Here is a 12496-nt window from a genome sequence, read left to right on the forward strand (position 1 = left end):
TCGGAGGCGCCGAAGACGGCCAGGTCGGCGTCCACGAGGAGGCAAGCACAGCGGCTCGTGGGTGGCTGGTCGTGCTTCGTCGCCAGGATCAGCCCCGTGACTTCTTGCTGCAATTCGTCTGGGAGACCCTGCGCCGCCAGCCAGGCGCCGAACACCGCTGCGCTGCGGGCCTCGTTGTCACTCTTTGTCGGGTCATAGATCAGGTCGTGGCCCCAGATGGCCAGGGCCAGCTTATTCGTCAGCCCGCCACGGCCATTCAGCGCGTCCAGCATGACTTGGATGTGTTTGAGGGTGTGATAGAAACGCCCCGGCCCGGCGTAAAACGGAAGGCAGTACAGTCGGGCCGCTCGTATCAGGTCATCCATCAGCCCAGGCGCCTAGACAGCAGGGCATACACGCCGTCCTCGTCGGCGCTGACCGCCAGCCGCACGTTCGGCTCGCCCTGTGCCAGCACAGTCATGCCGAGCTGTTCGTCCTCGTTCAGATGGACCTCGATGCGGGCGCTTCGGACCTCGAACAGTTCCGGGCGCAGCAGGTACGCCACGGTGCAGGGGTCGTGCAGGGCACCGACTTTCTGGTCGCGCACCTCGATCATGTCCAGATACCCATTCAGCATCCCGGCGCAGAGCTGCGCGGCGGGCGTGCCCAGCGCACTCAGGGCGGCGATTCGTTCCCGCGTGACGCGCACCTGGCGGGTCAGATTCAGCCCGAACAGCACCACGTCGGCGCCGCTCTCCAGCACCACCCGCAGCGCGTGGGGATCGGCGTAGGTGTTGAATTCGGCGTGCGGGGTGACGTTGCCGAGTTTGGGGGCGCCCGTGTCCAGACTGCCGCCCATGACCACGATCTCTTTCAGACTGGCCAGCACGCCCGGTTGCAGGCGCTCGGCCAGCGCCAGGTTGCTCAGCGGCCCGGTGGCGCAGACGCTGAGCTGCCCCGGATGCGCCTGTGCCAGCCGGATCAGCGCCAGCGCGGCGTGTTCGGCTTGAACCGGCTGCCCAGCTTCCGGCAGCGTGACGGTGCCCAGTCCACCCTGGCCGTGAATCTCTGGCGCGTAAACCGGGGCGCGGACCAGCGGCGCGGCGGCTCCGGCGTGGACCGGCACGTCGGGCCTGCCCGCAAAGGCCAGCAGGTCCAGCGCGTTGCGGGTGGTGCGCCTCAGCGAGACGTTGCCGTGCGTGGTGGTCACGGCTTTCAGCTCAAGCTCCGGGCTGCCGAGGGCCAGCAGCAGCGCTACGGCGTCGTCGATGCCGGGGTCGCAGTCGTGGATCAGGAGGGTGGACATGGGGGGATTATGGCCTGTGGCGTGTGGGAAGGGCGAAAGGTTGAGATGCTCGTTCAGCTTGGGTTGGACGGGATCGGGGGTGGGGCGTCCAGCGCTTGTGCCGTGCTGAGCGCAAACGAGCGCGAGGCCAGTAGCGTCCACAGCAGCAGGCCGTTTTGCACCGCGCCCAGCAGTGAAAGTGCGCCGATGAGGACGCTCACGCCTGTGATGAGTCCTGGCGAGATATTCAGGGCAGGCGACAGCCCTTCGAGGTTGGGCAGCGCCGACGACAGCGCCGATGATAGGGCCGGTCCCAGCGCCAGCGTGGGCAGGGCGCCCAGGCTGCTGAGCACGTTCAGGCCCAGCAGCGCGGCGCAGAAGACAAACCAGTACCCGGCGACCTGGGCGGCGGGCAACGCGGGCGGGCCACCCTCGCCGCGCAGCCGGGCACTGACGACCCTGAGCCAGCGCCGCACGGCGGCCAGGATCAGGTTACTGAGGAGGATCGGCACGGCCAGCAGCACCACCACGCTCAGGCCGATCAGCAGCAGTTCGGCAGCGCCTATGCCGAAGCCTGGAAGCGAGTTGACGAACAGCGCCAGCGCCCACAGGCTCAGCGGCACCAGAATGCCTGCGCCCACCGGCAAGGCCCACTGGGTCGCCGTAATGTAGGCGTTCAGCGTTCTGTGCAGTGCCTGGTGACGGTCCATATTCACGCCCTGACCGGTGGCCGCTTTCGCCACCTGAGCCAGATACGCCCGGCACCAGCCGTAGAGCAGCGCCGTGATCCAGGTGCCCAGGACCGTGCCGATCAGGCTCAGAGTCAGCATCACCTTCAGCTCCGTTGCCAGCAGGTTGCCCAGCAGGGCCGTGACGGCGCCGATCTTCGTCCAGCCCCAGATCAGGGCGAGCAGCAGCGCCGCGCCCGTGATCCAGGTGGCCCAGAGCTGAATCTTCAAGGCCAGATCGAGGCTGTGGTGGTGGCGCTGAATGTCGGGGGCGGTGGTGAACGCGGCAGTCATCCTGTTCATTGTGAGCCCTGACGCCGAATTGACCGGGTACAGACTTCGGGGGCGAGCTGACAATGCCCCCATAATTCATTGAACGGCTGTTCAAAGAATGTTAGAGTGCCCGCCGGAGGCCGATATGACGCAAGACGCTCCCCGACCAGACAAAGCCAGCCCACACAAGGCCAGCACAGACAAAGCCAGCCCAGACAAGGCCAGCACAGACAAGGCCAGCACAGACACTGCCAGCACAGACACTGCTCGCCCTGCCGTGGGCATCACCGCGCTGGGCGCCTACGCTCCACCGAAGGTCGTGACCAACGCCGATTTCGAGGCCCGGCTCGACACCAGCGACGAATGGATCGTCTCGCGCACCGGCATCCGTGAACGGCGCTACTCCGAGCCGGGCGACTTCGCCTCCGACATGGGCGTGCGGGCCGTACAGAACTTGTTAGAACGCTTCCCAGACGGCCTGGAGGGCGTGGACACGGTGGTGTGCGCCACCGGCAGCCCCGACGCCATGTTTCCGGCCACCGCCTCGCTGATCGCCGCCCAGGTGGGCTTGCGCGGCGCGGCGGCCTTCGATCTGTCGGCGGCGTGCAGCGGCTTCGTCTACGCCTGCTCGGTGGCGCACGCGCTGGTGGTCGCCGGAACCGCCCGCAAGGTGCTGGTCGTCAGCGCCGAGGTGCTGACCAAGATCGTGGATCAAGGTGACCGCAACATCGCCATCCTCTTCGGCGACGGCGGCGGCGCGGTAGTCGTGGAGGCTGTGCCGCAGGGCTACGGCTTCGAGTCGTTCGTATTGGGTTCGGACGGCGCCGGGGCGGGCAGCCTGTACATTCGCTGCGTGGCAGACCGCTTGCCGGGCAACATTCCGATGGGCCAGTACACCTACATGAATGGCCGCGAGGTCTTCAAATTCGCCGTGCGGGTGCTGGGCGACAGCGGGTTGGCGGCCATGCAGAAAGCCGGACTGGGCAGCAAAGATGTGGACTGGCTGATTCCTCACCAGGCCAACATCCGCATCATCGAGTCGGCCTGCGAGCGCTTCGGTATTCCGATGGACAAGACCGTCATCAATCTCGACCGCTACGGCAACACCTCCGCCGCGACGGTGCCGCTGGCGCTGGCCGAAGCCTGCCAGGACGGGCGCATCAAAGACGGTCAGCAACTGCTGATGGTGGCCTTCGGCGGCGGCCTGAGCTGGGCGGCCAGCACCATGAAGTGGTATGACCGGGCGGCACATGCGGCCAAATCGAAAGTGCTGGCCGAGGTGGGCGCGTGATGAAGCCAGACATCAAGATCGCCGCCCTCTTTCCCGGCCAGGGCTCGCATTCCATCGGGATGGGTGCCGACCTGATCGACACATTCCCGGCTGCCCGTGAGGTCTTCGAGACGGCTGAATCGGCCTTGCCCGGCCTGACCGAGCTGATGAAGGCTGGCCCGCAGGGCGCCCTGACCCTCACCGCCAACCAGCAACCCGCCCTGGTGACGGCCAGCCTGGCCGCCTACCGGGCCTGGCAGTCGCACACGGGCCTCACGCCCTTCGCCGCCGCCGGGCACAGCCTGGGCGAGTACAGCGCCCACGTCGCGGCGGGTACCTTCACGCTGGAGCAGGCGCTGCACCTGACCCGCAGGCGCGGCGAGCTGATGCAGGAAGCCGTGCCCAGCGGCCTGGGCGCGATGGCGGCCATCATGGGCGACCCGGATGCGGTTCTGGATGTCTGCGCGGGCATAGACGGCGTGCAGGCGGCCAACTTCAACGCGCCGACCCAGACGGTGATTTCCGGCGAGAGGGCGGCGGTTGAAGAGGCCTGTGCCCGGCTCAAGGAAAAAGGACTCAAAGCCATTCCCCTCAAGGTCAGCGCCCCGTTTCACTGCGTCATGATGCAAAGCGCCGCTGAGGCCCTGGCGCCCGATCTGCGTTCGGCCCCGCTGGGTACGCTGGCCTTTCCGGTCATCGCCAACGTGGACGCCGGACCTGTCAGGGACGCCGGGGCCGTGCCGGAGCTGCTGATTCGCCAGATCACCCGCAGCGTGCGCTGGGTTCAGAGCATTCAGCGCCTGTCGGAACTGGGCGCCGAGGTGTTCGTGGAATTCGGCCCCGGCACGGTGCTGACCGGGCTGGTGAGGCGCATCCTGCCCGACGCCCGCACCGTGAACGTGGGCACGCTGGCGCAGTTGGAAGGCTTTGAGCTGTGAGCAGCGTAGAACTCAACCCGTCCAGCCGCGAGGAGATCATCTCGGCCTTGCAGGACACGGCGTCGAGCCTGGTGGCCTGGTTCGGGGAGCTGAGTCCGGAGCGGTACTTTCAGGCCCCGCCGTCCGGCAAGTGGTCGCTGGACCAGCACCTGCGGCATGTGACCCTGGTGCTGGAGCGGGTGGGCCTGGGCTTTGCCGAGCTTCGTCCGGCAGAGGTGCAGGCGGGTCCGGGGCGCACTTACCTCCAACTTCGGGACGACTACCGGGCCGCGCTGAGTGCGGGTGGAACAACGCCCCCGGCCTTCGCCCCGGCTCCGGCCAGCCAGCAGACAGCGGCAGCGCAGGCACAGGCGTTGCAAGCGCTTCAGTCAGCCTCAGTTACCCTCGTTCAGCACCTGGGCCAACCCGGCTGGACCGAACACGCACTCGACTCGGTCCGGTTGCCTCATGTGCTGCTGAGCCAGCTCTCCGCCCGTGAGATGCTCTTTTTCACCGTCTACCACAACCTGCATCACCTCGAAGGGGCACGGAATTCTATGGAGCAACAATGACCGAAACCAATTCTCGCCGCGTGGCCCTCGTCACGGGCGCCGGGCGCGGGCTGGGCCAGGCCACCGCCCTCAAACTGGCTGAGGGCGGCTTCGCCGTCGCTGTCCACTATGGCCGTAGCAGTGAGCAGGCCGAGGCGCTGGCGGCGCAGATTCGCGCCAGCGGCGGCGCGGCGCAAACCTTCATGGCCGACCTCTCGGTGCCGCAGAACGCGGGCGAACTGGTCGAGGAGGTCGCCGCCGCAATGGGCGGGCTGCACGTGCTCGTCAACAACGCCGGAATCACCCGCGATGGTCTGGCCGTCCGCATGAAGGACGACGACTGGGACGCGGTGATCGGCACCAACCTGACCAGCGCCTTTCACGCCGCCCGCGCCGCCATCAAGATCATGATGCGGGCGCGGGCCGGGCGAATCATCAATGTGTCGAGCGTCGTCGGGCTGATGGGCAACCCCGGCCAGGCGAACTACGTCGCCAGCAAGGCGGGCCTGATCGGGCTGACCAAGGCGCTCGCCAAGGAGTACGGTGGCCGGGGCATCACGGTCAACGCGGTGGCGCCGGGCTTCATCGAGTCCGACATGACGGCGGCGCTCCCCGAAGCGCAGAGGGCGGCCTACACGGCGTCCATTCCGCTGGGGCGCCTGGGACTCCCCGAAGAGGTCGGTGCCCTGATCGCCTTCCTGGCCTCGGACGCGGCGGGCTACATCAGCGGGCAGGTCATCGGCATCGACGGCGGGCTGTATCCGCACTGATGGGAAGAGACTGATGGGAAGAGGGGCCGTAGGCTCGACCTTTTCTGGTCTGCGCCGCTCAGAACTTTAGCTTCGGTCCAGACTCTCACCATTCGTTCGCCCTCACTCGCCGCCCGCGTGTAGACTGTCGCCAGCGTAAAAGCCGCCATCCCATTTCAGGAGGACTCCACATGGATACCTACGAGCAAGTCAAGAACGTGATTGTCGAGAAGCTGGGCGTGGACGCCGCCAAAGTCACCCCGGAGGCCCGTTTCGTCGAGGACCTGGGCGCCGACAGCCTGGAGACCGTCGAGCTGATTATGGGTCTGGAAGACCAGTTCGGCGTGACCATCAGCGACGAGGCCGCCGAGAGCATCCGCACGGTGCAGGCCGCCGTGGACTATATCGGCAGCCAGAAGGCCTGAGCGGGTCTGGTAGCCGGGGCGAATGCGGGCGAGCCGTGTTCGCCCCGGTTTTTGGGTGGGGGAGACGCCGAAATCCTGATGTCGTGCGAGAGCGAAACAATGTCATGCAGGGGGCGGGAATGCTACCCGGTGACCCCCTCACCCCGCTGCTACGCAGCTCCCCTCTGCAAGCACTCGTCGTGAACGGACTGTCGTCATGAGCGGACACCCATGAGGGTGCCATTCCTCCCCATGAGGGCGCCACTCCTCAGGTCTGCGACTCTCCCGCAAGGGGCGACTGGTACAGCTCCGCAGGAGAGGGGTCAACACGCCCGCCCCTCTTCCCTCTCTGCGCCGGGTACAGATTCCTTCGTGTTCCCGCGCCTGAACCCTCACTGCGCCTGCGTCTTCACCACTTCGGCTGGTCAGTCGGCCAAGCCGGGCAACCGTGCGCCGCCTCCATAGTCTCGCCAGGCGCTATAACCTGTGCCTGAACTGCTGCGTCGTCGCTGCCCTGCACATTCGGGCGGCTGGAGGAGAACGAGTATGGAGATCAAACGAGTGGTCATCACCGGGCTGGGGCCGGTCAGCCCGATTGGCCTGGGCGCCGGGGCCTTCGCCGAGGCGCAACGTGCGGGCAAGAGCGGCATCGGCCCGATCACCAATTTCGACGCCAGCACCCTCAGGTGCCGCATCGCGGGCGAGATTCACGCCGACCTGAGCCCGTTTATAGAGACGCGGGAGGCCAAGAAGCTCGACCGCTACGTGCAGCTCGCCCTGGTCGCCGCTGATCTGGCGGTGGCCGACAGTGGCCTGAGCCGGGAAGAACTGGCCGGTGAGCGCACCGGCACGCTGGTCGGCTCCGGCATCGGCGGCATGAATACCTTCGAGGACCAGGCCCGCGTGATGGTCGAGCGCGGCCCCTCGCGCGTCAGCCCGATGTTCGTGCCGATGATGATCGCCAATATGGCCACCGGCCACGTCGCCATGCGTTTCGGCGCCACCGGACCCAGCAGCACGGTGGTCACCGCCTGTGCCACCGGCTCCGGCGCCATCGGGGACGCCTCGCGGATCATCCAGCTCGGCCTGGCCGACGTGATGCTCGCGGGCGGCTCGGAGGCGGCCATCACCAGCCTGAGCATCGGCGGTTTCGGCAACATGCACGCCCTGACCGCCAGCCACAACGACGATCCCCAATCGGCCAGCCGCCCCTTCTCGGCCTCACGCGACGGCTTCGTGCTCGGTGAGGGCGGCGCGGTGGTGGTGCTCGAAGAACTGGAGCACGCTCGCAAGCGCGGCGCCAGAATCTACGCCGAGGTGGTCGGCTACGCCACCTCCGCCGACGCCTTCCACGTCACCATGCCCGCGCCGGAGGGCCGGGGCGCCCAGGTCGCCATGCGTCAGGCGCTGAAATCGGCGGGTGTGAACCCCGAACAGGTGGGCTACGTCAACGCCCACGGCACCTCTACCCCGGCCAACGACCTCAACGAGACGCTGGCGATCAAGTCGGTCTACGGCGAGCACGCGCACAAGCTGGCCGTCAGCAGCACCAAGTCCATGACCGGCCACCTGCTCGGCGCGGCGGGCGCCATGGAGGCCATTGCGGTGGCCCAGGCGCTGTTTGAGGGTATTTTGCCGCCTACCATCAACCTGACCGACCCCGACCCGGCGCTGGACCTCGATTACATCCCGGAGGGTGCGCGCGAGCAGCAGGTCGAGTACGCCATGAGCAACAGCTTCGCCTTCGGGGGCCAGAACGCCGTGCTGGTCTTCAAGCGCTGGAACGGGTAGGGATTGAAGGTCGGAACGCGCCCCTGAGCTGATGGGGCGCGTTTTGTCATGTGTAGATAACGGCGCCCGGTTTTGAATCTGACCGGCTCAGGCGCTAGGCTCAGGCCAGCATTTCAGCCTGTATCTCCTCATCCCGACTTTGACCTCCCCGCTTTTTAATGAGAGACGACGATATGAAAGCCGACGCCACCAGCAAATCCACTGTCAAATCCACGCTCGACAACGCTGCTCCTGCGGTGAACGAGCTCAGCCGTGCTGTTCGCAAGCTCGCTGCCCGCAAGCCAAGTCGGCCCAAAAACGGTGTCTCGTTGCCTGCGGAGGTCAACCAGACCGGCAGCACCAGCGCCCTGGGAGACAGCAGTTTCCTCAACCGCGAGCTGTCCTGGCTGGCCTTCAACGAGCGGGTGCTGCATGAGGCCCGCAACACCGGCAACCCGCTGCTGGAGAGATTGACCTACGCCGCCATCTGCGGCAGCAACCTGGACGAGTTTTTCATGGTGCGGGTGGCGGGCATCCACCGCCAGATCGACGCCAACGTGAGCACCAAGAGCATCGACGGCGTGCTGCCCAAGGAAGCCCTGAACCTGATCCGCAACCGGACGCACACCATGCTGCGCGAGATCGAGAAGGCCACCCGCGAGGTGTTCAAAGGGCTCCAGGCGCAGGGCGTGGAAATCGGGCGGGTGCGCGAGCTGGGCAAACGGGCACGGGCTGCCCTGCGCGAGCAGTACCTCTCGCAGATTCAGCCGGTGCTCACCCCGCTGATCGTGGACCCCAGCCACCCGTTTCCGTACATCAGCAACCTCAGTCTGAATCTGGCGGTGCTGCTCGACGCGGGCGAGGGTGAGGACCCCGATTTCGCCCGCGTCAAGGTGCCGGTGGGCGTGCTGCCGCGCATCGTGCGCTGCGGCGAGCACCTGCTGCTGCTCGAAGACGTGATCGCCGAGCACCTGGGCGAGCTGTTCCGGGGCCGCACCGTGACCCAGGCTCATATTTTCCGGGTGACCCGCAACACCGATTACGAATTCGACGAGGAGGAGGCCGAGGATCTGCTCGCCACCATCGAGGACGGCCTGCGCCGCCGCCGCTTTGGCTCGGCGGTGCGGCTGGAAGTCACCCGCGACATGCCCGCCGCCATGCTCGACTTCCTCAGCAGCCGCCTGAAACTCGACGACGCCGATGTGTTCGAGCTGCAAGGTCCGCTGGGCACCGCCAACCTGATGAGCCTGCCGGTGACCCGCCCGGAGCTGAAATTCCCTGAATTCGTGCCGCGCATCGTGGACCTGGGCGACGAGGACGAGAGCGTGTTCACCATCCTCCAGCGCGGCGACGTGCTGCTGCACCACCCCTACGACTCGTTCATCGGCGTGCTGGAATTCCTCCAGGCCGCCGCCGAGGACCCCGACGTGCTGGCCATCAAGCAGACGCTCTACCGCACCGGCGACGACCCGCGCCTGATCGACGCCCTGCGGACCGCCGCCGAGAACGGCAAGCAGGTCGTGGCCCTGATCGAACTCAAGGCCCGCTTCGACGAGCAGCGCAATATTTCATCCGCCCGGCAACTGGAGCGGGTCGGCGCCCACGTCGTCTACGGCGTCAGCGGCCTGAAAACGCACGGCAAGGTCACGCTGATCGTCCGGCGCGAGGGTGAGCAGCTCCGGCGCTACGTTCACATCGGCACCGGCAACTACAACCCCAAAACGGCCCGGCTGTACACCGACCTGTCGCTGCTCTCGGCCCGGCCCGAACTCGGCGCGGACCTCTCGGCGCTGTTCAACCACCTGACCGGCTACTCCGAGGCCGACTACGATCATCTGCTGGTTGCCCCCGACACCGCCCGGAGTGGGTTTATCAAGTTACTGGAGCGCGAGGCCGCCAATGTCGCCGCCGGGCAGCCTGGCTGGGCGCGGCTGAAATTCAACCAGCTCACCGACCCGGCCATGATCGAGGCGCTGTATGCGGCGTCCCAGGCGGGCGTCAAGGTGCAACTGATGGTGCGCGGCGTGTGTTGCCTGCGCCCCGGCGTGCCTGGCTTATCTGAGAACATCGAAGTGCGCAGCTTGATCGGGCGATTCTTGGAACACGCCCGCATCTACGCTTTCGCTGGAGACGCCCTGAGCAGCCATGGCCGCTCGCCCGACGTGTATTTCGGGTCCGCCGACTGGATGAGCCGCAACCTGGACCGCCGGGTAGAGGTCATCGCCCCGGTCTTCGAGGAGCGCCAGAAAGACAAGCTGCTGGGCGTCATGGACACCGAATGGGCCGACACACGCGGCGCCTGGGCGCTGGAGGCGAGCGGCGAGTACGTCAAGCTGGAGGGGAATGCGAGTGCCCAGGCGGCGTTTATGGGCGTGGAGCAAGAGGGTTTGCTGAACGTAGGAGAGTGAGTGCAAATCGAGCAAGGTTTTATGCGTTGCGCTGCTCAAATGAAGTTCGTCAGGTCGAGAGAGCGGTTTTCCAATAGTTCGTAGAATTTCTCTTCAGCAATATGAGGATCAGTGAAAAGCGACGAGTCGCCGACCATCTCGCCATAGAATTCGACCAGATAACTTGAACGTTTACTTCGATGAATGTACTCAAATACTTCATCTTCGCCTGTGTCTGGGAAGATGCCATAGAGCATTCGATACAGTCGGTTGTCAATTGATATTTGGATGTTCGACACGATCTCATCGCAATATATGTCAATTCCGACATGGCCTCTGCCGCCGTAATCTCGAATTTGATCGAATGCATTCACTACATCGTTGCGCGTAACTTGATAAAGCCTGGTCAATTCGCCGTTGGTGTTGAGAGTCAGGTAGCTCTTCATGCCTAGACCATTCCCTGCAACATCCCAAATATCTCCACTCATATTCCCCATTTCTTCTGTGCCTGATGAATTCAGTTCAGTCTTCGTGCTCACCCCACCACCCTCAGCACACCAAACACTCCTCCCCACATATCCCCCTTCTCCTGTGCTCCGGCGAGGTCCAGGGCGGTGGCGCCGTCCACGGTCAATATCCAGCCGCCCCCGTGCTGATGAGGTGCGGCCCGGTGCAAGTCCACCACTCGGCTCTGCCCGGCGTGGGTGCGGTCCAGGCCGTCGGCGACGCGCAGCACGGCGGCCAGCTTGCACACGGCCTCGCGGTCAGCGGTGTTGAGGGCCTGAAACTCGGTGTGGCTGCTCTTGGGCGCACTCCCCCGGTGGTAGCGGGCCACCTGGGCGATGATGTCCAGTTGCCGGGGGTCGAAGCCGCGCAGGCCGCCGTGGCGAATCAGGTAGGCGCTGTGCTTGTTGTGACTGCTCTGGGCGACGATCTGGCCGCACTCGTGCAGGTAAGCAGCGGCGCTCAGGAGGCTGTGGGCGTCTTCGGGGAAGCGCTCACCCCGGCGCGTCAGGCGAGACAGCAGGTCCTGACTCAGCGCCGTGACCTGCCGGGCGTGCGGCAAACTGACCCCGAAGCGCTCGGCCAGTTCGGCGGCGCTGCGCTGGCGGGCGCTCAGGCCGACTTCCCACTGCTGCTGGGCGGCCAACTCCTCAGCCAGCATGCCTTCGCGCAGGGCGCCGCCGCTGACGGTGGCCCGCGTGGCGCCCACGGCCCGCAGAGTCGCGTCCAGAATCGCCGCCCCCGCCACGATGATGTCGGCCCGGCGCGGATCGATGCCCGCCTTGATGCGGCCCGCCGGAGTCAGTTTTTGCAGGTTCCGGACCAGATCATCCAGCGCCGCGACCTCGAAGCTGAAGCCGCCGATCTCGTCCTCGCCGCCGCCCAGGCCCTGCCGCGCCGCGATGGCCGCGCCCACCGCCTCGAAGGTGCCGCTGGAGCCGAACACGCGGGTGCCCGGCCCCGCCGCGAAGACCTCCAGATGCGGCTCGATGGCCCGCCGCACGAAGTCCTGAAGCGCTCTGACGGTGCGCGGGCCGGGCGGCTCCATTTGCAGGTGGCTCAGGTGTAGCCGCACGCTGCCCAGCGGTAGACTGATCACGCTGCTGGCGCTTTCCGGCCCGCCGCGTGCCAGTTCCAGGCTGCCGCCGCCCAGATCGATCAGCAGGTTGTCGGGGCCAAATTCGACACTGTGGGCCGCGCCCAGGTAGGTGAGTTGGGCTTCGCGCTCGCCGCTGATGATGGCCGGGTAGATGCCGCACGCCTGTCGCATCCGCTCGGCCACCGCCAGGCCGTTGGGGGCCTCGCGCAGCGCACTGGTGGCGTAGGCACGGACCTCGCCGACCCCGGCAGCCTGGGCCAGCGCCCGGAACTGGCTCAGGGCCGCCAGTAGCCGCGCCTCACCTTCGGGCGTGATGTTCAGGTCCGCGTCCAGGCATTCACCCAGCCGGGTCCGCTCCTTGAGGGCGTCCAGCACGCGGTAGCTGCCGCCGTGCGCCTCGGCGATCAGCAGGTGGCAGGAATTGGTGCCTATATCGGCGACGGCGACGCGCACCCCGGAAGTCTAGCGGCTGGAGAGGGACGTGGGTTCGGGGAAGTGGGGGGTGGGAACAGACCCTTCATCTTTGCCCACTTCCTACTTCCCACTCCCCATTTCCGCTCTGTAGACCCGGCTGGGGTAG

At 66.4% G+C, this 12496-nt stretch carries 11 protein-coding genes and 1 pseudogene; 7 read left to right on the plus strand and 5 right to left on the minus strand.

What is annotated here, in order from left to right:
- The 3 genes and pseudogenes from Q0R23_RS09455 to Q0R23_RS09465 all read right to left on the minus strand — a co-directional run.
- Window positions 1–365, minus strand: a pseudogene (locus Q0R23_RS09455) (phosphohydrolase); the annotation flags it as partial.
- Window positions 365–1285 carry a nucleoside hydrolase gene (locus Q0R23_RS09460; RefSeq protein ID WP_293912432.1) on the minus strand — a complete coding sequence of 307 codons (921 nt, stop codon included), beginning with the start codon at window positions 1283–1285 and terminating at the stop codon, window positions 365–367. The gene Q0R23_RS09460 and the pseudogene Q0R23_RS09455, both read right to left, overlap by 1 nt.
- Window positions 1286–1338: 53 nt before the next feature.
- Window positions 1339–2286 carry a hypothetical protein gene (locus Q0R23_RS09465; RefSeq protein ID WP_293912435.1) on the minus strand — a complete coding sequence of 316 codons (948 nt, stop codon included), beginning with the start codon at window positions 2284–2286 and terminating at the stop codon, window positions 1339–1341.
- 124 nt (window positions 2287–2410) lie between these two features.
- Between Q0R23_RS09465 and Q0R23_RS09470 the strand changes: the two genes are divergently transcribed.
- From Q0R23_RS09470 to ppk1, 7 genes are all read left to right on the plus strand, one after another.
- A complete protein-coding gene (locus Q0R23_RS09470) occupies window positions 2411–3556 on the plus strand; it encodes a beta-ketoacyl-ACP synthase III (protein WP_293912437.1) in 1146 nt (381 codons plus the stop codon).
- A complete protein-coding gene (gene fabD, locus Q0R23_RS09475; RefSeq protein ID WP_293912440.1) occupies window positions 3556–4473 on the plus strand; it encodes an ACP S-malonyltransferase in 918 nt (305 codons plus the stop codon). Before Q0R23_RS09470 ends, fabD begins: the two co-directional genes overlap by 1 nt.
- A complete protein-coding gene (locus Q0R23_RS09480) occupies window positions 4470–5024 on the plus strand; it encodes a DinB family protein (RefSeq protein WP_293912442.1) in 555 nt (184 codons plus the stop codon). Before fabD ends, Q0R23_RS09480 begins: the two co-directional genes overlap by 4 nt.
- Window positions 5021–5773 carry a 3-oxoacyl-[acyl-carrier-protein] reductase gene (gene fabG / locus Q0R23_RS09485; RefSeq protein WP_293912444.1) on the plus strand — a complete coding sequence of 251 codons (753 nt, stop codon included), beginning with the start codon at window positions 5021–5023 and terminating at the stop codon, window positions 5771–5773. Before Q0R23_RS09480 ends, fabG begins: the two co-directional genes overlap by 4 nt.
- A 170-nt stretch (window positions 5774–5943) precedes the next feature.
- Complete coding sequence (gene acpP, locus Q0R23_RS09490) at window positions 5944–6177, plus strand: acyl carrier protein (protein WP_293912446.1); 234 nt, start codon at window positions 5944–5946, stop codon at window positions 6175–6177.
- 525 nt (window positions 6178–6702) lie between these two features.
- Window positions 6703–7947, plus strand: coding sequence for a beta-ketoacyl-ACP synthase II (gene fabF / locus Q0R23_RS09495; protein ID WP_293912448.1), 1245 nt, complete (start codon window positions 6703–6705; stop codon window positions 7945–7947).
- Window positions 7948–8120: 173 nt separating this feature from the next.
- The gene (ppk1, locus tag Q0R23_RS09500; RefSeq protein WP_293912451.1) at window positions 8121–10334 is read left to right on the plus strand and encodes a polyphosphate kinase 1; all 2214 of its coding nucleotides are present in this window, start codon (window positions 8121–8123) and stop codon (window positions 10332–10334) included.
- 35 nt (window positions 10335–10369) lie between these two features.
- Here the strand turns inward: ppk1 and Q0R23_RS09505 are convergent, their stop codons facing one another.
- Entirely contained in the window at window positions 10370–10852 is a 483-nt protein-coding gene (locus Q0R23_RS09505) for a hypothetical protein (protein ID WP_293912453.1), read from the minus strand.
- Window positions 10849–12369 (minus strand): Ppx/GppA phosphatase family protein, encoded by a 1521-nt coding sequence (locus Q0R23_RS09510; RefSeq protein ID WP_293912455.1) that lies wholly within the window; start codon window positions 12367–12369, stop codon window positions 10849–10851. Before Q0R23_RS09510 ends, Q0R23_RS09505 begins: the two co-directional genes overlap by 4 nt.
- Between the last annotated feature and the right edge of the window lie 127 nt (window positions 12370–12496).

It is taken from the genome of Deinococcus sp. (assembly GCF_025362455.1).
GTDB lineage: Bacteria > Deinococcota > Deinococci > Deinococcales > Deinococcaceae > Deinococcus.

What these genes read in the sequence shown, in the direction of transcription:
- Q0R23_RS09460 (WP_293912432.1), bottom strand. Translation starts at nt 1,285, where the DNA reads ATGTCCACCCTCCTGATCCACGACTGCGACCCCGGCATCGACGACGCC.
- Q0R23_RS09465 (WP_293912435.1), bottom strand. Translation starts at nt 2,286, where the DNA reads ATGACTGCCGCGTTCACCACCGCCCCCGACATTCAGCGCCACCACCAC.
- Q0R23_RS09470 (WP_293912437.1), top strand. Translation starts at nt 2,411, where the DNA reads ATGACGCAAGACGCTCCCCGACCAGACAAAGCCAGCCCACACAAGGCC.
- fabD (WP_293912440.1), top strand. Translation starts at nt 3,556, where the DNA reads ATGAAGCCAGACATCAAGATCGCCGCCCTCTTTCCCGGCCAGGGCTCG.
- fabG (WP_293912444.1), top strand. Translation starts at nt 5,021, where the DNA reads ATGACCGAAACCAATTCTCGCCGCGTGGCCCTCGTCACGGGCGCCGGG.
- acpP (WP_293912446.1), top strand. Translation starts at nt 5,944, where the DNA reads ATGGATACCTACGAGCAAGTCAAGAACGTGATTGTCGAGAAGCTGGGC.
- fabF (WP_293912448.1), top strand. Translation starts at nt 6,703, where the DNA reads ATGGAGATCAAACGAGTGGTCATCACCGGGCTGGGGCCGGTCAGCCCG.
- ppk1 (WP_293912451.1), top strand. Translation starts at nt 8,121, where the DNA reads ATGAAAGCCGACGCCACCAGCAAATCCACTGTCAAATCCACGCTCGAC.